This window comes from Streptomyces sp. PsTaAH-124 (assembly GCF_000373685.1).
Taxonomy (GTDB): domain Bacteria; phylum Actinomycetota; class Actinomycetes; order Streptomycetales; family Streptomycetaceae; genus Streptomyces; species Streptomyces andamanensis.
This window is the reverse complement of sequence record NZ_KB892180.1, coordinates 85,112-105,100: the sequence shown is the minus strand read 5'-3', so window position 1 is coordinate 105,100 and position 19,989 is coordinate 85,112. Positions and strand designations below refer to the sequence as shown.

10 protein-coding genes, 1 tRNA gene and 1 pseudogene are annotated in these 19,989 nt (G+C 71.7%); 8 read left to right on the top strand and 4 right to left on the bottom strand.

Annotation, left to right across the window (positions count from 1 at the left end; translation table 11 throughout):
• The first annotated feature begins 178 nt into the window (after positions 1 to 178).
• From topA to B086_RS0123645, 5 genes are all read left to right on the top strand, one after another.
• Positions 179 to 3,034, top strand: coding sequence for a type I DNA topoisomerase (gene topA / locus B086_RS0123665; protein ID WP_018568916.1), 2,856 nt, complete (start codon positions 179 to 181; stop codon positions 3,032 to 3,034).
• Positions 3,035 to 3,188: 154 nt separating this feature from the next.
• The gene (gene tmk / locus B086_RS0123660) at positions 3,189 to 6,584 is read left to right on the top strand and encodes a dTMP kinase (protein ID WP_026252700.1); all 3,396 of its coding nucleotides are present in this window, start codon (positions 3,189 to 3,191) and stop codon (positions 6,582 to 6,584) included.
• Between the two features lie 220 nt (positions 6,585 to 6,804).
• Complete coding sequence (locus tag B086_RS0123655; protein ID WP_018568914.1) at positions 6,805 to 8,010, top strand: DNA polymerase III subunit delta'; 1,206 nt, start codon at positions 6,805 to 6,807, stop codon at positions 8,008 to 8,010.
• Positions 8,011 to 8,130: 120 nt separating this feature from the next.
• Positions 8,131 to 9,786, top strand: a complete 1,656-nt coding sequence (locus tag B086_RS0123650; protein WP_018568913.1) for an alpha/beta hydrolase — start codon at positions 8,131 to 8,133, stop codon at positions 9,784 to 9,786.
• A gap of 107 nt (positions 9,787 to 9,893) precedes the next feature.
• A tRNA-Thr gene (locus tag B086_RS0123645) sits at positions 9,894 to 9,967 on the top strand.
• Between the two features lie 108 nt (positions 9,968 to 10,075).
• Here the strand turns inward: B086_RS0123645 and B086_RS45590 are convergent.
• Positions 10,076 to 10,321 (bottom strand): annotated as a pseudogene (locus B086_RS45590) (IS5/IS1182 family transposase); the annotation flags it as partial.
• 1,054 nt (positions 10,322 to 11,375) lie between these two features.
• On the opposite strand from B086_RS45590, the gene B086_RS0123640 reads away from it, so the two are divergent.
• Both B086_RS0123640 and B086_RS40595 read left to right on the top strand, forming a co-directional pair.
• The gene (locus B086_RS0123640) at positions 11,376 to 11,873 is read left to right on the top strand and encodes a hypothetical protein (protein WP_158690410.1); all 498 of its coding nucleotides are present in this window, start codon (positions 11,376 to 11,378) and stop codon (positions 11,871 to 11,873) included.
• 346 nt (positions 11,874 to 12,219) lie between these two features.
• Positions 12,220 to 14,046, top strand: coding sequence for a tetratricopeptide repeat protein (locus B086_RS40595; RefSeq protein WP_018568910.1), 1,827 nt, complete (start codon positions 12,220 to 12,222; stop codon positions 14,044 to 14,046).
• A 42-nt stretch (positions 14,047 to 14,088) separates the two neighbouring features.
• Here the strand turns inward: B086_RS40595 and B086_RS40590 are convergent, their stop codons facing one another.
• Positions 14,089 to 15,903 carry a hypothetical protein gene (locus tag B086_RS40590; RefSeq protein WP_018568909.1) on the bottom strand — a complete coding sequence of 605 codons (1,815 nt, stop codon included), beginning with the start codon at positions 15,901 to 15,903 and terminating at the stop codon, positions 14,089 to 14,091.
• Between the two features lie 116 nt (positions 15,904 to 16,019).
• Positions 16,020 to 16,979, bottom strand: coding sequence for a D-2-hydroxyacid dehydrogenase family protein (locus B086_RS0123620; protein WP_026252699.1), 960 nt, complete (start codon positions 16,977 to 16,979; stop codon positions 16,020 to 16,022).
• Between the two features lie 390 nt (positions 16,980 to 17,369).
• Between B086_RS0123620 and B086_RS0123615 the strand changes: the two genes are divergently transcribed.
• Entirely contained in the window at positions 17,370 to 18,227 is an 858-nt protein-coding gene (locus B086_RS0123615; protein WP_051115906.1) for a glycosyltransferase family 2 protein, read from the top strand.
• A gap of 20 nt (positions 18,228 to 18,247) precedes the next feature.
• Here the strand turns inward: B086_RS0123615 and B086_RS0123610 are convergent, their stop codons facing one another.
• Complete coding sequence (locus tag B086_RS0123610) at positions 18,248 to 19,951, bottom strand: bifunctional 3'-5' exonuclease/DNA polymerase (protein ID WP_018568906.1); 1,704 nt, start codon at positions 19,949 to 19,951, stop codon at positions 18,248 to 18,250.
• Positions 19,952 to 19,989: the final 38 nt, after the last annotated feature.

Genomic DNA, 19,989 nt, shown 5'->3' with positions numbered 1-19,989 from the left:
CGGTAGTCGGGTTACCGTTCGAGTGGCCGTTGCGGGCTTTTCCCGTTTGACACGGGGGCGGGATGTACCGTCACACTCCGCAGCGTCAGCACTGCCCGGCCCCGGGAACGCAGCCGCAGCCTGGGGAGATCCAGCGAGACACAGCGAGACCAAGCGTCGACCGGAGAGAAGAGCGAAGTTGTCCCCGACCAGCGATACCGCACAGGGCGGTCGCCGACTCGTCATCGTCGAGTCGCCTGCCAAGGCGAAGACGATCAAGGGCTATCTCGGCCCCGGCTACGTCGTCGAAGCGAGCGTCGGGCACATCCGGGACCTTCCGAACGGGGCCGCGGAGGTCCCGGAGAAGTACACCGGTGAGGTCCGCCGCCTCGGTGTGGACGTAGAACACGACTTCCAGCCGATCTATGTGGTCAACGCCGACAAGAAGGCCCAGGTCAAGAAGCTCAAGGACCTGCTGAAGGACTCCGACGAGCTCTTCCTCGCCACCGATGAGGACCGCGAGGGCGAGGCCATCGCCTGGCACCTCCAGGAAGTGCTGAAGCCGAAGATCCCGGTCAAGCGGATGGTCTTCCACGAGATCACCAAGGACGCGATCCGGGCCGCCGTCGCCAACCCGCGCCAGCTCAACCAGAAGCTCGTCGACGCCCAGGAGACCCGCCGCATCCTCGACCGCCTCTACGGCTACGAGGTCTCGCCGGTCCTGTGGAAGAAGGTCATGCCGCGGCTGTCGGCGGGCCGCGTCCAGTCGGTGGCGACCCGGCTCGTGGTCGAACGGGAGCGCGAGCGCATCGCCTTCCGCTCCGCCGAGTACTGGGACCTGACGGGCACCTTCTCGACCGGGCGGGCGGGCGACGCCTCGGACCCGTCGTCCCTGGTCGCACGGCTCCAGACGGTCGACGGCCGGCGTGTCGCACAGGGCCGCGACTTCGACTCCCTGGGGCAGCTGAAGAGCGCGAACACCCTCCACCTCGACGAGGCGAACGCGCGTGCGCTCGCCGCCGCCCTGGCGGACACCGCCTTCGCCGTCCGCTCCGTCGAGTCCAAGCCGTACCGCCGCTCGCCGTACGCCCCGTTCCGTACGACGACACTCCAGCAGGAGGCCAGCCGCAAGCTCGGCTTCGGCGCCAAGGCCACCATGCAGGTCGCGCAGAAGCTGTACGAGAACGGCTACATCACGTACATGCGTACGGACTCCACGACGCTGAGCGACACGGCGGTCAGCGCCGCCCGCGCCCAGGTCACGCAGCTGTACGGCGCCGACTACCTGCCGCCGCAGCCGCGTACGTACGCCGGGAAGGTCAAGAACGCGCAGGAGGCGCACGAGGCGATCCGCCCCTCGGGCGACCGCTTCCGCACGCCCGCCGAGACCGGTCTGACCGGTGACCAGTTCAAGCTCTACGAGCTGATCTGGAAGCGGACCGTCGCCTCCCAGATGAAGGACGCGACCGGGAACTCCGTCACGGTGAAGATCGGCGGCCGGGCCGCCGACGGCCGGGACGTCGAGTTCAGCGCGTCCGGCAAGACGATCACCTTCCACGGCTTCCTGAAGGCGTACGTCGAGGGCGCCGACGACCCGAACGCCGAGCTGGACGACCGCGAGCGCCGGCTGCCGCAGGTCGCCGAGGGCGACGCGCTCGGTGCCGAGGAGATCACGGTCGACGGGCACGCCACCAAGCCCCCCGCCCGCTACACCGAGGCCAGCCTGGTCAAGGAGCTGGAGGAGCGCGAGATCGGCCGCCCGTCGACGTACGCGTCGATCATCGGCACGATCCTCGACCGCGGCTATGTGTTCAAGAAGGGCACGGCGCTGGTGCCGTCCTTCCTGTCCTTCGCCGTGGTGAACCTCCTGGAGAAGCACTTCGGCCGGCTGGTCGACTACGACTTCACCGCCCGGATGGAGGACGACCTCGACCGCATCGCGCGCGGCGAGGCGCGGGCCGTGCCGTGGCTGAAGCGGTTCTACTTCGGCGAGGGCACGGGCGAGGGCGGTGCCGCGGACGCCGGCAACGGCGACGGCGACCACCTCGGCGGCCTCAAGGAACTGGTGACCGACCTGGGCGCGATCGACGCGCGCGAGGTGTCGTCGTTCCCGGTCGGCAACGGCATCGTGCTGCGCGTGGGCCGCTACGGCCCGTACATCGAGCGCGGCGAGAAGGACACCGACTCCCACCAGCGCGCCGACATCCCGGACGACCTGGCCCCCGACGAGCTGAGCGTCGAACTCGCCGAGGAACTGCTCGCCAAGCCGAGCGGCGACTTCGAGCTGGGCGCCGACCCGGTGACGGGCCACCAGATCGTCGCCAAGGACGGCCGCTACGGTCCGTACGTCACGGAGATCCTCCCCGAGGGCACCCCGAAGACCGGCAAGAACGCGGTCAAGCCGCGCACCGCCTCGCTCTTCAAGTCGATGTCCCTGGACACCGTGACGCTCGACGACGCGCTGAAGCTGATGTCGCTGCCGCGGATCGTCGGCGCGGACGCCGAGGGCGTCGAGATCACCGCGCAGAACGGCCGCTACGGCCCGTACCTGAAGAAGGGCACGGACTCGCGGTCCTTGCAGACCGAGGACCAGCTCTTCACGATCACGCTGGAAGAGGCGCTGGCGATCTACGCCCAGCCCAAGCAGCGCGGCCGGGCGGCGGCCAAGCCGCCGCTGAAGGAGCTGGGCGAGGACCCGGTCAGCGCCAAGCCGGTCGTGGTCAAGGACGGCCGCTTCGGTCCGTACGTCACCGACGGCGAGACCAACGCGACCCTGCGGTCGGGCGACAGCGTGGAGACGATCACGCCGGAGCGCGGCTTCGAACTGCTCGCGGAGAAGCGGGCCAAGGGCCCGGCCAAGAAGACCGCGAAGAAGGCCCCCGCCAAGAAGACCGCGGCGAAGAAGACGGCCTCCACGGCCAAGAAGACCGCCGCGAAGAAGACGGCTGCCAAAGCGACGGCTGCCAAGACGACGGCGAAGAAGGCGACGACCGCTGCCGCGAAGAAGACGGCGGCGAAGAAGGCCGCCGCGAACACGGCGGCGGCCGAGGACTGAGCGGCACCGCTGCTTCGTCGGCTTCGTCGGCTTCATCCGGTTCGTCTTCACATCTGTTCACGCGACGCGCGCCCCGGCATCACACAAATGTCGGGGCGCGCGTACGTTCGGGCGGTCACCACGTCCTGTCGGTGCCTCCCGATAGGCTGAACGCATGACGCGAGCCGAGCAGCCAACGGCCCACACTCCGGCCCCCGACGACGCACTGGTGACGGACTCCCGCGAGCGCGCCGTGCGTGCCCTGCTGCGCCGACCCCAGCTGAAGCGGCTGTGGAGCGCACAGCTGGTCGCGGGCGTGGGCGACACCCTGGCCCTCCTGGTGCTGGTCGCCCTGGTCCTCCAGGCGGCCGTCGCCCAGGGGTCCTTCGGCGGCGGCTACCGGGGCGCGGCGTTCGCAGTGGCGACCGTCTTCGGTGCGCGCATCGTGGCGACCGTCCTCTTCGGAGCGGTCCTCCTGGGCCCGCTCACCACCCTGACCGCACCGGACGGCCCGCTCGACCGCCGCTGGACCATGGTCGGAGCGGACGGCGTACGCGCGGCGCTGCTGATCATCGCCCCGCTGTGGATCGACTGGACCCCGGCGAACGCACCGACGCTCCTCCTGGTCACCGTCTTCGTGACCGGAGCGGCCGAGCGGCTGTGGACGGTGTGCCGGGAGAGCGCGGCGCCCGCGCTGCTGCCCGCCCCGCCCCCCGAGGGCGCCACCGTGCGCCCCCTGCCCGACCACCTGGACGCCCTGCGCCGCCTGTCGCTGCGCACCACCTTCGCGGCGATCCCGCTCGCGGCCGTCGTCCTGGTCGTCGCCTCCCTGTTCAACAACCTCCTGGGCACCGGCGTCGCCTGGTTCGACCAGCACCAGGCCGCCCTCGGCGCGTACGTCGCGGCCGGTCTGTTCGCCGCGTCCCTGTCCGTCCTCACCTACCTGGAGCTGCCCGGCACGCGCACCCCGCGCGCGCGGTCGCCGCTCGAAGGGCTGCGCCGTCCCAGGACGGCCACCGGCGTGGACAAGGGCCGCACCGGCGCCGTCCCGGTGCTCGTGCTCGCCTGCGCCGCCGTCGCCGGGGCGATCGCCGCGGCCGTCGCCGTCTGCGCGCTGCACGCGCGCGACCTGGGCGGCGGCCCGGTGCTCTTCGGTCTGGAGGTGCTCGTCCTGACCGGCGGGGTCGCCGTCGGCATCCGTACGGCGCCCAGGGCACTCGTCACGCTGTCGCGGCGCCGGCTGCTGGCGCTGGCCCTCGCCCTCACCGGTATCTCTCTGCTCGCCGCCGGGCTCGTGCCCGACGTCACCACGGTCCTGCTGCTGCTCGCCCTGGCCGGGGTGAGCGCCGGCGCCGCCGCCAACGCGGGGCACACCGTCCTCGACCTGGAGACCGAGGACCAGCGCAGGCCGCGCATGGCCGGGCACCTGCACGCGGTGGTGCGGCTCGTGGTCGCCCTCGCCGCGCTGTGCGCCCCGGTGGTCGCCGCCGGTATCGGCCCGCACCGGCTGGAGAACGGCCGGTTCGTCTTCGAGCACGGCGGCGCCGCCTTCACCCTGATGCTGGTCGGCGCGCTGCTGCTGCCGGTGGCCGCGCTGGTGCTGGCCAAGGTCGACGACCGCTCCGGCGTACCGCTGCGCAAGGACCTCGTCGACGCCCTGCGCGGCGGCGACGACCCCGTGACGGTGCCCGCCGCGACCGGCTTCTTCATCGCGCTGGAAGGCGGCGACGGCGCGGGCAAGTCCACCCAGGCCGAGGCGCTCGCCGACTGGATCCGGGCCAAGGGCCACGAGGTCGTCCTCACCCGTGAGCCGGGCGCCACGCCCGTGGGCAAGCGGCTGCGCTCGATCCTCCTGGACGTGTCCTCCCAGGGCCTGTCCCACCGCGCCGAGGCGCTGCTGTACGCCGCCGACCGCGCCGAGCATGTCGACACCGTCGTACGGCCCGCCCTGGAGCGCGGCGCCGTGGTGATCAGCGACCGGTACATCGACTCGTCCGTCGCCTATCAGGGTGCGGGCCGCGACCTGTCCCCGACGGAGATCGCCCGTATCTCCCGCTGGGCGACCGACGGGCTGGTGCCCCACCTCACCGTCCTCCTGGACGTCTCCCCGGAGACCGCCCGCGAGCGGTTCACGGAGGCGCCCGACCGGCTGGAGTCGGAGCCGGCCGAGTTCCACGCGCGCGTGCGCTCCGGATTCCTGGCGCTGGCCGCCGCCGACCCCGGCCGGTACCTGGTGGTGGACGCCGGCCAGGAGCCCGAGGCGGTCACCACCGTCGTCCGGGCCCGGCTCGACCAGATGCTGCCGCTGTCCGAGGCCGAGGTGAAGGCCCAGGAGGAGGCACGCCGCAAGGCCGAGGAAGAGGCGCGCCGCAAGGCAGAGGAGGAGGCTCGGCGCAAGGCCGAGGAGGAGCGCCTGGAGCGGGAGCGCCAGGAGCAGCTGGCCCGGCTGCGCGCCGAGGAGGAGGAGCGCAAGCGCCGCGAGCTGGAGGAGGCGCAGCGCCGCGAGGCCGAGCGCCAGGCGGAGGAGGCCAGGCAGCGCGCCGAGGAGGCGCGCCGCCGTGCCGAGGAGGAGCGCGCCCGGCTGCTCGCCGAGGAGCAGGCGCGCGCGGAGGCCGAGGCCCGGCGCAAGGCCGAGCAGGAGCGGCTGCGCAAGCAGGCCGAGGAGGAGGCCCGGCTGCGGGCCGAGGCCGAGGCGCTGCGCCTGGAGAAGCAGAAGAAGGCCGAGGAGGCACTGCTGCGGGCTGAGGAGGCCCGGCGGGCGGCCGAGCAGGCCGCCGCGGCGGCGGCCTCGGGTCCGCGCCGCCCGGCCCCGCCCGCCGCGGCCGCCGTGCCGCCGTCGGACGCGGTGACCGTTCCGACGCCGGTGGTGTCCCCGGCCGGCGCGCCGGACACCTCCGAGGCGTCGGACGCCCGCTCCTCCGCCCCGGCGGACGACGAGACAGCGGTGCTGCGCGCGGTGCGCGCGGACCGGAGCGATGCTCCGGGCGCGGGTTCCGACGCCCAGGAACCGGGTGCACCGGGTGCACGGGGTGCTTCCCGTGGCGCTGCCGGAAGGGACGCCGAGCCGGAGGCCGAAGCGGAGGTTTCCGAGGCGGAGACCACGGCCGAGCTGCCCCAGCCGGGACTGTCCGGCCCGCCGTCGGCGCCCACCGGCCCGGCGGACGAGACGGCGGTGCTGCCGCAGATCCGCGCCGACGACGACGGAGAGGGCGCCGCTTCCGGTGGCTCCGGCGCGTTTTCCGGCGCGGCCGACGAGACCGCGGTGCTGCCGCCGGTGCGGGACGCGGCTCCGGCGGACGTCCGGGGCGGCGACATCACCGACCGGGTCCCGCCGGGCTTCTTCCGGGACGAGCGGCCGACGCCTCCCGTACGGCCCGACGGCTCCGACGACCGCACGCGCGAGCTGCCCCAGGTCGAGGCAGACACCGGCACGCGGCGGCGGCCACGGCCGGACTGGGCCGAGGAGACACCGCTCGACGACCTGCCGACGCTGGCGGACGAACTGCTCGGCCCGCGCCAGGACGGGCAGGAGGAGTACGACGACGGCCGGGGCCGCGGACGCCGGGGCTGAGAACGACGGTCGGGCCGCGGGCGCCGGGGCCGAGGACGGCAGCCGGGGGCGCGGACGCCCGGGGCTGACCGGGACCGGCGGCCTCGCCGGTCCCCGTTGTCAGTGGGCACCCGCACAATGGATCCCGCACCATCACGAACAGGACGAACACGAACAGGACGAAGGCGCGGCGAGCCATGACGAGGGCGCGGCGGACCGCGGCGGAAGGGCGGCGTGACCCATGAGCGTGTGGGACGACCTCGTCGGGCAGGAGAGGGCCGGCGAACAGCTGGGCGCCGCTGCCCAGGACGCCGACGCCCTGGTGACGGCGGTCGCCTCCGGAGCCGCACCGCCGGAGGCGTCGAGGATGACGCACGCGTGGCTGTTCACCGGACCGCCCGGCGCGGGGGTCGTCCGGACGGCGCGGGCCTTCGCCGCCGCGCTCCAGTGCGTCAGCCCGGACCGCGCCCTCGGCGGGACCCCCGGCTGCGGCTTCTGCGACGGCTGCCACACGGCGCTGATCGGTACGCACGCCGACGTCTCCACGGTCGCCGCGGTCGGCACCCAGATCCTCGCCGACGACATGCGGGACACCGTCCGCAAGTCGTTCACCTCACCCGCCAACGGCCGCTGGCAGGTGATCCTGGTCGAGGACGCCGAGCGGCTGAACGAGAAGTCGGCCAACGCCGTCCTGAAGGCCGTCGAGGAACCGGCTCCCCGTACGGTGTGGCTGCTGTGCGCCCCCTCCATCGAGGACGTCCTGCCCACGATCCGCTCGCGCTGCCGCCACCTGAACCTGCGCACCCCCTCGGTGGACGCCGTGGCCGACATGCTCGTACGCCGGGACGGCGTCGAACCCGGCGTCGCCGCCGCGGCCGCGCGCGCCACCCAGGGGCACGTCGACCGGGCCCGCCGCCTGGCCACCGACCCGGCCGCGCGCGAGCGCCGCGCCACAGTGCTGCGGCTGCCGCTCCGCCTCGACGACATCGGCGGCTGCCTCAAGGCCGCCCAGGAGCTGGTCGACGCCGCGGCGGACGACGCCAAGGCGCTCGCGGAGGAGACGGACGTCAAGGAGACCGAGGAGCTGAAGGCGGCGCTGGGCGCGGCCCAGGGCGGCCGGCTGCCGCGCGGCACGGCGGGTGTGATGAAGGACCTGGAGGACAAGCAGAAGCGTCGCCGCACCCGTACACAGCGCGACAGCCTCGACCTCGCCCTGACCGACCTGACCGCCCTCTACCGCGATGTCCTCGCCCTCCAGCTCGGCTCGCGGGTGGCCATCGCCAACGCGGACGTCGAGGACACCCTGGACCGGGTCGCCCGGGGCAGCACCCCGGAGTCCACGCTGCGCCGCATAGAGGCGATCGCCGCCTGCCGCGAGGCCCTCGACCGCAATGTGGCCCCGCTGCTCGCGGTGGAGGCGATGACGATGGCCCTGAGAGCCGGCTGACCGGCCCGCCCGACGGACCCGACGGACCTGTCCCACCGCCCACAGGGGGGTGCATCACTCGTACGGGGCACGACACGCACGTAGCGCACCCGCACGGTCGCGCAGAGTTACGCTCGCCAGATGTACTTCAGGCGCGCCCCTCGTCCGAGCACTCCTCCCGACACCTCCGCGAACAGCTCTCCGCCCGTACCCCGGACCCGCCCCGGCGGCTCCCGCCCCGCTCTCCTCGTCCTCCTCTCCGGGCTCTCCGCCGCCGCTCTGCTGGTCTCGGGCTGCTCCGCGGGCGAGGCGCGGCAGCAGCAGGCCGCTCCGGCGGCGGACGCGGTGCTGGCCGCGCTGCCGCGTTCCACCCCGGCCGCGCTGATGCCGTACTACGAGCAGAAGCTGACCTGGCGCGACTGCGGGGCGCCCGGCTTCCAGTGCGCCACGATGAAGGCGCCGCTCGACTACGCGCAGCCCTCCCAGGGCGACGTGCGGCTGGCGGTGGCCAGGAAGAAGGCCACGGGCCCCGGCAGCAGGCTGGGCTCGTTGCAGGTGAACCCGGGCGGACCGGGCGGCTCGGCCATCGGCTACCTCCAGCAGTACGCCGGCCTCGGCTACCCCGCCGAGATCCGCGCCCGCTACGACATGGTGGCGATGGATCCTCGCGGCGTGGCCCGCAGCGAGCCCGTCGAGTGCCTCGGCGACCGGGACATGGACACGTACACGCAGACCGACGTCACGCCCGACGACCGCAAGGAGACCGACGCGCTGGTGGGCGCGTACCGCAAGTTCGCCGAGGGCTGCGGCGCCCATGATCCGCGGCTGCTGCGGCACGTCTCCACGGTCGAGGCGGCCCGCGACATGGACGTCCTGCGCGCGGTGCTCGGCGACAAGAAGCTGACGTACGTGGGGGCGTCGTACGGGACGTTCCTGGGGGCGACGTACGCCGGTCTCTTCCCGGACCGTGCGGGCCGCCTGGTGCTGGACGGCGCGATGGACCCGTCCCTGCCGGCGGCCCGGATGAACCTCGACCAGACGACGGGCTTCGAGACCGCCTTCCAGTCCTTCGCGAAGGACTGCGTGCGCCAGAGCGACTGCCCGCTCGGCGGCCGGGGCACCACACCGGCGCAGGCGGGCGACCGCCTGGCGGCCTTCTTCCGCAAGCTCGACGCCCACCCGATCCCCGCCGGTGACACCAAGGGCCGCAAGCTCGGTGAGGCGCTCGCCACCACCGGGGTGATCGCCGCGATGTACGACCAGTCGGCCTGGCCGCAGCTGCGCGGCGCCCTGAACGCGGCGATGAAGAACAGCGACGGCGCCCCCCTGCTGGCCCTGTCCGACAGCTACTACGAACGCGACTCCAGCGGCCGCTACACCAACCTGATGTACGCCAACGCCGCCGTGAACTGCCTCGACCTCCCCGCGGCGTACTCCACCCCCGCCGAGGTGGAGAAGGCCCTGCCCGCCTTCGAGAAGGCGTCCCCCGTCTTCGGCCGGGGGCTGGCCTGGGCCTCCCTGAACTGCGCGTACTGGCCGGTGAAGCCCACCGGAGGCCCGCACCGCATCGAGGCCAAGGGTGCGGCGCCCATCGTGGTGGTCGGCACCACCCGCGACCCGGCCACCCCCTACCGCTGGGCCCAGGGCCTGTCCGCCCAGCTCGCCTCCGCCCGCCTCCTCACCTTCGACGGCGACGGCCACACCGCCTATGGCCGCGGCAGCCGCTGCATCGACGCCGCCATCGACACCTACCTCCTCCGGGGCACCCCGCCCGCCCAGGACAAGCACTGCTCCTGACCACCCCGTACCCGCCCCGGCCCCCGCCCCCGGGGCGGGTGCGAAGCACCCCCGGAAACTGTGTAGACTTGCCGACGTTGCCGATCGCACCATGGTGCGGCCAGCACGCCGCTTTAGCTCAGATGGCCAGAGCAACGCACTCGTAATGCGTAGGTCTCGGGTTCGAATCCCGAAAGCGGCTCAGCGAAACCCCAGGTCACGTATCCCGTGATCTGGGGTTTTCTGTTGTTTCAGGGGTGAGGGAAGGCCTCAGGGGCAGGGCCGGACTTGTGTACCAACCCCCTGCCCACCCAGCGGGGGTGAGGTTGTGCAGGCGGGCAATGCCGAGCACGGCGCGATGTACGCCCATGCCCTTCAACGGGCAGTCGCGGTGAATCTTCCAGCTCTTCATGGGGCGGAGGCGTGCTCCGGACGAGCGCGGACCTTGCGAAGGGAGGTGTGCGCTCCTCCTGCCAGCCCAGGAGACCGGTCCGGCGGCGTTCGTGACGGTGTGGGATCACCGGCCTTGTACCGCGCAGCAACCACTGTCTGCGATCACCGTTCCCGGCCGACGGCCAGACGTCGACGCCACCAGAGGTCAGCACGCCACTGCCGATGAGCGGCGAACGGATCCGGCAGCGTGCGCACCAGGTACCTGGCGTCCAACACGCGGACTCGCGCCTCCAGTTCGGTGCGGGGCCGGGAAGGCAACTGCCGCAGGACCCCGTCCAGCACGTCACGGGCGTGCCGGACGTCATCGAAGGAACAACCTCGGCACGAACACTCTGAATCCTGTGGATAGAGCGGCTGCCTTCCCGGCGCCTGCACAAACGCTTGATACCGGCGCAGGGCGCGGTCAGTGGCACCGGGGTAGACGTAGTAGTCGCGCGAGAATCTCTCAGCTCGATCTATCGCGATGCTGGTCCGGGCAGACATGCCATGGACGCGGCGTGGAGGCAAGGTCCACGCGGCACGAGGAGACTGTTCAGCGCGCAGCGCGCCGGGCCGTCTACGCGGCATCGGCCTTTCGGTACGTGGTCATGAGCATCATCATGCCAGCACTCGTGGTCCGAGGACCGCCAGGACGCCGCATCCCTCCTCGACCACGGCGGCACACGTCCGCAGCAGTGGCGAGGCCACGTGGAGAGCGGATCCGACGGGAGCCGGCACGTGGTTCCAGTCAGATGCGCCCCGCGTACGCTGATCGCCTAGTCGGCGATCACGTCTCCTACGGAAGCGCCGGACCTTGATCCTGGTCAGTGCGGTGCAGGCACTGTATTCAGTCTGATTCCTTCGGCAGGTGAAAGTTCCAGGGAGGTTTCGATGTCGGTGAAGCGGGTGATTTTTGCGGGCCTGCTGTTGAAGCGGAGGTATCTGGGCGCAAACATTTTTCACACGGTTGGGTGATTCGTTCCATAGAGTGTCCCCGGATCTTTCCGTATATTCATCGATCCTGATACTCGACGGACTTCGGGAGTGAATCGTGTCGGATATCTTCGATCATATCGAATGGAAAGTGTGCGATATCTCCGGTGAGGCGCCTGTCTGTGTGCATGTGGGAGATGTCGAGGAGTGTGATATAAAGCGGCACCCTCGGTACTCGAAGTTTCGTGCCCGAGACGGTTGCTGCGGGAATTCGGTCGGCACCTGGCTCCAGGATCTGGGAGTCCCTCATCGTCATAGGGAGATTGTGTGACCTGGACGGTGACCAGAGGATCGCGCGTGATTTCCGCGTTGAGCGGGAAGAGGTCAGATCAGCCATGGTGGCAACCGCTTTGGAGGTGCGGAAGGGTACTACTCTGGACGCCTCACCACGTCAGGTCAGGGACCATATGGTCAAGGCGGCATTTGGAGTGGCGTTCCGGATGGGGAGTTTCGCTTCCTGTGAGCTGTCGATGGATGACGTTGAGATGTTGCTTCCGGGGGATTCCATCGAAGGCTCCGTGTTTCGAACTTCTTCGATCATTGATGTCACCGGTATCCGTGACGCCGGTGTCGTGAAAACGGCTCGGTTCCGGCAGTCGGTCGGGATCGGTCAGTCCGGCGAGTATATCCAGGCTTTCTCGATCCTGGATTTCCGATCCGGATCTCTACTACTGCATCTCTGACCTGTATCCCTCGTTCATCGGCCTCAAGGAGGCTGCTGTCGTCATGGGACTCACTGAATCATCGGCTCATCGGAGCAGGACAGTTGCCGTTTCCGGCGGCGAGGGCGGGGCGGGGGTACAGGGTTTCAGTCAGAGCTCTCATGCATTTCAAGAATATTCCGGACGTCATCGTCCACGTCGATGATGTTGAGAACGGTGTGATGCACGCGGGCGGGCATCGGCTGGATGTCCGGTCCGTCGACGAGGCCTGATTCATGCGGTGTCTCCTGTACCGGGGAAACCGCCCCCGCCAGCGGTGCCGTCCTTGTCGGGGAGACCGGCGTACGGGGTGGCAGAGGAGCGTGTCGTGGATGCCTTCGCTTCGATGATGCGGTCGCGCATCGCAGAGACCACAGGGGCCACGTTGTCCGGGGGCGGTGGGGAGGCGGCCAGACGGGTGTCGGAGTTGCTCTTCTCGCTCTTGAACCGGGTGTACGCGAGGCGGGGAGCCGGGCGAGCGCCCGTGCTGCCGATGACGGCGTCCGAGCAGTCGGCGGCCGCGTCGCAGATCGCTGCTGCGTCTTACGGGTCACAGGAGGTGGCCCGCGAGGCGGTCGAATGGCTCCACGAGGCCGTATGGGTGAGCACACTGCTGGAGTCCGCTGTGGCCGACGAAGCCGCTCGTCCTCAAGTGCTGCCGACACCGGCCATTGTCTCGGTGAGCGGGAGCGAGCACGAGACGTCGCATGCGCCATGGCGGGACATGGGGCATCACATGGCATGCGCTGCCGATGGTCGGCCAGTTCCCGCCCGCGTCGTCACCGAGGGCCGGGAAAGAGCCGATCGCAGTGATCCACGAGGCAGGTTCTCGGGGGATCTGGCGTGGCTCGCCTACGACAGCGCGTACCGGAACCTGTCCTACGAGCTTGCCGCGCTCTACCGTGCCGTCGCGGTGTGGCCATGGCCGACATTCACCGTGTTCTGCGCCGCGCGTGCGGCCGGGGTCAGTGAGCGGACGGCACACGAGCGGCTCGAACGTCTGGCCGATGTGGGCCTGGTGGAGAGGATGGGAGGGGCGGGAGAGGGACGGTACCGGCTCCACGGCGAAGCATGGGCGTTCGCCTATGGTGTCGCGGTCGCCGGGGAGGAGAAGGCCTTTTTGACGGATGCCGTTCGCCGGATGGTCGTCGCACAGCTCTGGTCCGCGGCGAGCGCCGACCTGCGGGTCATGCCGCTTCGGTGGCGGCTGGGCCTCGCCTACGGCTCGATGACGCCTCCCCCACGACGTGATCCCGAGGACGGCCGGCGGGCGTTGGCGGAACTGCGCCGGGAGCGGGAGAACCTCATGGCTGCCGTCCATGCTGCCGCGCACCATCGCTTCGACAGCCTTGTGTGGCAGCTGTGCGAAGCCATGTGGGGAATGCATCTGCTGCTCGGCTTCAGCGAGCAGTCGGTCGAGATCCATGAGTTGGGTGTGGAGTCCGCCCGGCGGTACAGGGACGAGCACGGCGACGCGCGTCCTCTGGGGCGCATGCTGGTGCAACTGTCCTTCGGGCTGATGCAGCGCAGGCGGGCGGCGGATGCGGAGCGGACGCTGAATGAGGCGGTGGCGGTCGAGTCGGCCTGCGAGCATCACCGGGGGCACGCGAGTGCTGTCGAGGCACTGGGGCTGCTCTACCGCAGGCTGTGGCGGTGGGCGGAGGCCAAGGACTGCTATGAGCAGGCTCGCGAGATCCTGGGGAAGATCGGACCGGGTGACCAGGGCTGGTCGGATGTCCCGCGTGCCCGCGCGTTGCTGGACTTTCACATGGGTCATGCGACGGGCATGCAGGGTGATTCGGCGGCAGCGGTCGGCCGGCTCGGCGCCGCGCTGGAGCAGTTCCGTGACTTGCCGGGGGGCGACGCCTACCACATGGGCAGGGTGCATCTGAGCCTCGGAGAGATCCATCTGGAGACAGGGGCGGTCGATCTGGCCCTGGCCGAATTGGACCGGGCTGCCGCCGTGCTGGCCATCGAAGGAGCCGAGTTGCAGCTCGCCTGGGCCTTGGAGCTGCGAGCTCGATGCTTCTGCCAGGTGGCGAAGCCCCGGTCGGCGGCAGCGGACCTGGCAGCCGCGGCACGGCACTACCAGGAGGTGGACGACCATCTGTCCGCGGCCCGGGTACGCGACCGGCTCGTCGGGCTGATGGTGTGACGTGCATGGGTGCCCTGTGTGCAGTCACCCACCGCACCGTTGCTACGGCGGTGGCCGGTGCGGCAGACGGTCGACGGTGACCCGGTGCACTGCTTCACCTGTTCGTACGAGGATCTCGACCGCGGTGTCGAGCCAGGACGCGGAGGCGGACGTCAACGCGTACAGGGCGGAAGCGTAGACGGCGGGTTCGCACAGGTCGGGTCGGCCGTCCGGCCCCGCGACGGCGGTCAGTCGTACGAGCGTGCCCTCCCGGGTGCGGGCGACGCAGCGGTCCGGTGCGTAGGTGTAGACGGCCAGGCCGCACGACGGATAGCGGGCAAGTGCCTCCGTCGTCCAGGCCTCCGGGGGGCCGATCCGGGGGTCGTCCGCTGCCGCGTGCTGTACGACGATGTCGGCGGCACTCAGCCGGCCTGCGTGTTCGGTCTCCTCGTCGACCACGGTGTGGGCCTGAGGGGGGTGGTCCTCCGCTCCGCCGCGCGGTTTCGGGAGGCCGGGACCGGAAGTGGCGTTGCGGCGGACGACTTCGACCTCCGGTGGATCACCGTGGAGCACCTGGGTCAGTACATGTATCGGGGCCGTGCGCCGGGCGGGGGAGTACGGAGGCAGGGGCAGTGGGGCGAGCAGCGCAGGGTGGTCCGTCGGCTCGGGGAGGTCCATGAGCCGGTAGAACAGGTGGCGCAGCAGCGCGCCCGACTCTCCGGGCGACGAAGACGTCTGTGCGGCGAGCTCCCGGTAGCGGTCGGGCTTGTGTGAGTCGATCACGTGATCGATCTGGTCGCGCAGGGCGCCGGAGAGCCCGGGGCGGTGATCGATTCTGGGGGCCGCGCGGCCGAGGGCCGCCACCGGGGACAGCGGGTCGAGGGCCTGTTCGGGGAAGGTGCCGAGGAGGACAGGCACACCGATGGACGCCGCGTAGTACGTCACGCTGCCGTGGTCCCCGATGACGCAGTCGGCGGCGATCAGCGCCTGGCGCCAGCCGTCGAGCGGGGGGATCGTGTCCAGGCCGGCCTGCCGGGCGTGGGCCAGCCAGGCCCGGAGCTGCCCTGGGCCGTGGCCGTACCAGATGTTGGGGTGGAGCACGGCTGTCACTCGGTACTCGTCAACAGGCAGTTCGGCGGCCAGCCGGGACAGCAGCCAAGGAAGCAGGTCGCCGGTGCTTCCGGTCTGTGCTTCGCCGTCTTCGACGGTGGCACCGAAGAGGGAGAGGGACGACCAGGTGGAGTTGAGCACGATCAGCCGTTGCCCGGGGCCGACGCCCAGAGCACGGCGGAAACTGTCGCGTCGGGGAAGTGCGGCGAGAATGCGGTCGTAACAGGGGTCTCCGGCGAGGACGGCGGTGGGCGCCGCCTCGGGGCAGTACGTGTTCAGCCTCTCCACCTGCTCCGGATGAGACAGAACCGTCGCCGTCGCGAGCGGGCGTCCGTCCTGGAGCAGCCAGTCGGGTGACATGCCGAAGACCGGAGCCCGGTGTTTCGCGTGCGGCGCGGCGAGCCGCTTGTTGTATCCGACACCATGTGACAGAACCACCAATTTCCCCTGGAACGCATCCAGTTCGCCCCCATAGCTCGCCGTGATCGCCAGGTCGAAGTCCGTGTCCTTCGCCTGTGCCCAGGGGAGGACGGGCAGGCCGGATCGGGTGAGGAGTTCGGGTACTCCGGCGAGGAAGGGGGAGGAACCTGTGCAGGTGGCGAAGAGCTGGACGCGCAGGTCGCCGTCGAAGAGCGGGAGGGTGTCCAGCAGGCGGGTCGCCGAGGTCACGTTGTGGACGATGAACAGGACGCGGCGGCAGCCGGTGCGGGTGATCCACCGCTCGGCGTCCTCGCCCACCGGTACGCGCAGCCGCGCCACCCCGCCCATGTCCGCGCCGGCCCCTTCCCCCGCTCGTCGGTCCGTACGGCGATCCGCCGGGCCGTCAGCCCGGTCGTGTGTCTGTCGGTTGATGTTATCGAGCGGGTGGGTGGTGCCGGGTGCGGTCAGCCGAGGAGGCGGATCGGGGCTCCGGCCAGGTACGCCTCGATGTCCTCGACCGCCTGGCCGTAGTAGCGGGTGTAGTTCGCCCGGGAGACGTAGCCGAGGTGCGGGGTGGCCAGCAGGCGCGGGGCGGTGCGCATCGGGTGGGTGGCGGGGAGGGGCTCGGTGTCGAAGACGTCGACGCCCGCTCCGGCGAACCGGCCCTCGTGCAACGCCGTGAGCAGGGCGTCCTGGTCGACGATGGCGGCGCGGGAGGTGTTGACGAGGTAGGCGGTCGGCTTCAGCAGGGACAGTTCGCGGGTGCCGAGGAGGCCGCGGGTGCGGTCGCTCAGGGCCAGGTGGACCGAGACGAAGTCCGCGGTGGAGAGCAGATCCTCCTTGCTCGGCGCCAGGGCCACGCCCACCTCGTCCGCACGTTCCTTCGTGAGGTTCCGGCTCCACGCCGTGACCTCCATGCCGAAGGCCAGCCCCACCTGCGCCACCCGGCTGCCGATCTTGCCGAGTCCCAGCAGGCCGAGGCGCCGGCCGTGCAGGTCGGCGCCCACGGTGGACTGCCAGGGGCCGCCCGCCCGCAGGGAGTTGTTCTCCTGGACGATCCCGCGGGCGAGGCCGAGCAGCAGGGCCCAGGTCAGTTCCACCGGCGGAGTCGACGAGCTCTCGGTCCCGCACACGGTCACGCCGTTCGCCCGCGCCGCCGTGTGGTCGATCACCGAGTTGCGCATACCGGAGGCGATCAGCAGCTTCAGGCGGGGCAGCCGGTCGAGGACGGAGGCCGGGAAGGCGACCCGTTCGCGCAGGGTCACCACGATGTCGGCGTCGGCGAGCGCCTCGGCCAGGGCGTCCTCCGTGGCGAAGTGCTCGTCATGGGCGACGACTTCCACCCGGTCGTGCAGCGGTGACCAGTCGGCCGCGGTGGTCGCGGCGTTCTGGAAGTCGTCGAGTACGGCGCAGCGCAGGCGCAGGCTCAAGGTGCTCTCCCCCTGGATTCGATGGGTCCGGTGTGCGGGTGTTCGATGGCCGCGGATCTTCAGGAGTACCGCAGGAACCGGTGCGAGGTACACCGCGGGCAGCGGCCGGGCGCACCGCGGTGGGGCGGGAGACGCGGGCACGAGGCGACGCCGTGTCAGGACCACGGGCGGAACTGAGGCAACATCTTCGTGAACGGGGAGCGGAACGAACGGAATCAGCGGAACGCCGTGCGACACAGGCTCGGGCGCCGCCGGTGCGGATGGGGTGAGCGGAACGTGACGGCAGGGGCGGCCAGGGGCGAAGAGGCGGCAGGGGCGAAGGAAGCGGTGAAGGTGGAAGCGAGGCGCACGGGCGAGCCGCGGATCGCCGTCGCCGTGGTGACCATGGGCAACCGGCCCGACGAGGTCGACGCCCTGCTGAGGTCCGTCGCCGCGCAGGATCTCGCGCCCGCGCGCATCGTGATCGTCGGCAACGGCTGCCGGCTGCCCGAGTTCGCCCGGCGGCTCTCCCTGCCCGGCGAGGTGACCACCGTCGAGCTGGACGAGAACCTCGGCTGTCCGGGCGGACGCAACGCGGCCCTCGCCCGGCTGCGTGAGTTCGGCGACGTCGATGTGGTCGTCGACCTCGACGACGACGGGCTCCTCGTCGACGCGGACGTGCTGCGCCGTGTACGGGATCTGTACGCCGCCGATCCCCGCCTCGGCATCGTCGGTTTCCGCATCGCCGACGAGAACGGCGAGACCCAGCAGCGGCACGTGCCCCGTGTGGGCTCCGCCGACCCGATGCGCGGCGGGTACGTCACCGGCTTCCTCGGCGGCGGGCACGCCCTCGGCATGCCGATGCTCGCACAGACCGGCGACTGGCCCGCGGAGTTCTTCTTCGCGCACGAGGAGACCGACCTGGCCTGGCGGGCCGCCGACGCCGGATGGAAGATCCTCTACGCCCCCGAACTGCTCCTGCGGCACCCGAAGACCTCGCCCGCCCGGCACGCCATCTACTACCGCGTCACCGCCCGCAACCGGGTCTGGCTGGCCCGCCGACGGCTGCCCCTCGCGCTCATCCCGGTCCACCTGGGCGTATGGGCGCTGCTGACCCTCGTACGCACCCGGTCGGCCGCCGGGCTGCGGGCGTGGCTCGGCGGGTTCGCGGAGGGGCTGCGCCGCCCGGCGGGGGAGCGGCGGCCCATGCGCTGGCGGACCGTGTGGCGGCTCACCCGGCTGGGTCGGCCTCCGATCATCTGATCAAGGCCGTCCCCGCGGCGTCACTTGGCGTCGGCGTAGCACTCCACCACCGACATCGTGAACGGGAACCGCACCGGCGTCGGGCCGAAGGTGAGCCGCCCGGCCAGCTCCGCCGCCTCCCGTATCGCCGCGGCGACCGAGTCGGCCTCGTGCGCCGGGCAGTGCACGATCACCTCGTCGTGCTGGAAGAAGACCAGCTCGGCCGCCAGGTCCCGGCAGGCCCGGCGCAGCGCGGCGAGCAGCAGCAGCGCCCAGTCGGCCGCACTGCCCTGGACGACGAAGTTGCGGGTGAAGCGGCCCCGGGCGCGGGCGTCACCCGACGCGTACCCCGGGGTCCAGCCCTGGTCGGGGCTCCGGCCGGTGTCCTGCTCGTCCGGATCGTCCTGGGGGAGGCCGGCCTCCTGGGTGGCCTCGTCCGTCGCCCCGGCCGCGGGCGGACAGGTGCGGCCCAGCCAGGTCCGTACGAGCCGCCCCTCCTCACCGGCGCGCGCGGCCTCGTCGACATAGGCCACCGCGCGGGGGAAGCGGCGGCGCAGCGCGGCGAGGTTCTTCAGGCCGTCCCCGGAGGTCTGGCCGTAGACGGCGCCTAGCACGGCCAGCTTGGCCTGGGCGCGGTCGCCGGAGAAGGCCCGGTCGGACACCGACTGGTAGAGGTCGTCGTCCCGGCCCGCCACCTCCATCAGGCCCGGGTCGCGGGAGATCGCCGCCAGCACGCGCGGCTCCATCTGCGCCGCGTCCGCCACCACCAGCCGCCAGCCCGGGTCGGCGACCACGGCACGCCGGATCACCTTCGGGATCTGGAGCGCGCCCCCGCCGTGGGTCACCCAGCGCCCGGTGACCGTGCCGCCCGCCAGGAACTCCGGGCGGAACCGCCCCTCCCGCACCCAGTCCTGCAACCAGGTCCAGCCGTGGGCGACCCAGATCCGGTACAGCTTCTTGTACTCCAGCAGGGGGGCCACGGCCGGGTGGTCCACGGAGCGCAGCTCGCGGCGGCGCGTCGATCTGATCCTGACCCCGGCCCGCGCGAAGGCCCTGACGACCTCGGCGGGCAGGTCGGGCCGCACCCGGTGGCCGAAGGCGGCGGACACCTCTTCCGCCAGCTCGGCCAGCCGCCGGGGCTCGCCGCCGCCCGTGTACCGCTCGCCGAGCAGCTCGCGCAGGACCCCGCGGTGCACGTCCGCGTCCCACGGCAGGCCCGCGCGGTTCATCTCGGCGGCCACCAGCATCCCGGCCGACTCGGCGGTGGTCAGCAGGTGCATGCGGTCGGGATGAGCGGTCCTGCCGTGCCGCTGCTGCTGCTCGGCGTAGACAGCGAGGAGATCGGACAGGGGCAGGTGGGTGCCGCGCGGTTCGAAGAGGGGGGACTGCGAGCCCGGCTCGGCGGCCCGCTGCGGCGGATCGCGCGGTACGGGGCCGCCGCGCAGCCGGGCCAGGGCCGCCGCTGCCGAACGGGGCTCGCCGTGCCGTCCCTCGTGGCCGAGCAGCAGCGTCTCGGCGTCCTCGATGTCGTAGCACCGCTCGACGCGCACGCCCGCGTCGAGCAGGCGTGGGTAGACCTCGGCGGTGGAGCGCCACACCCAACGGGTGACGTGCGGTCTGCTCCGTACGGACTCGGCGAGGTCCGGCTCCCGGCGCACCGGGTCCGCGGGCAGCCCGTCCGGGCCGAGGGGGGCGACGTCGGCGCCACCGTCCTCGGCCGGAGCGAGAGCCCAGCGGTCGGTCATGCCGAGAGTCTCGCAGGCACCTGTGACAATCGGCCGGA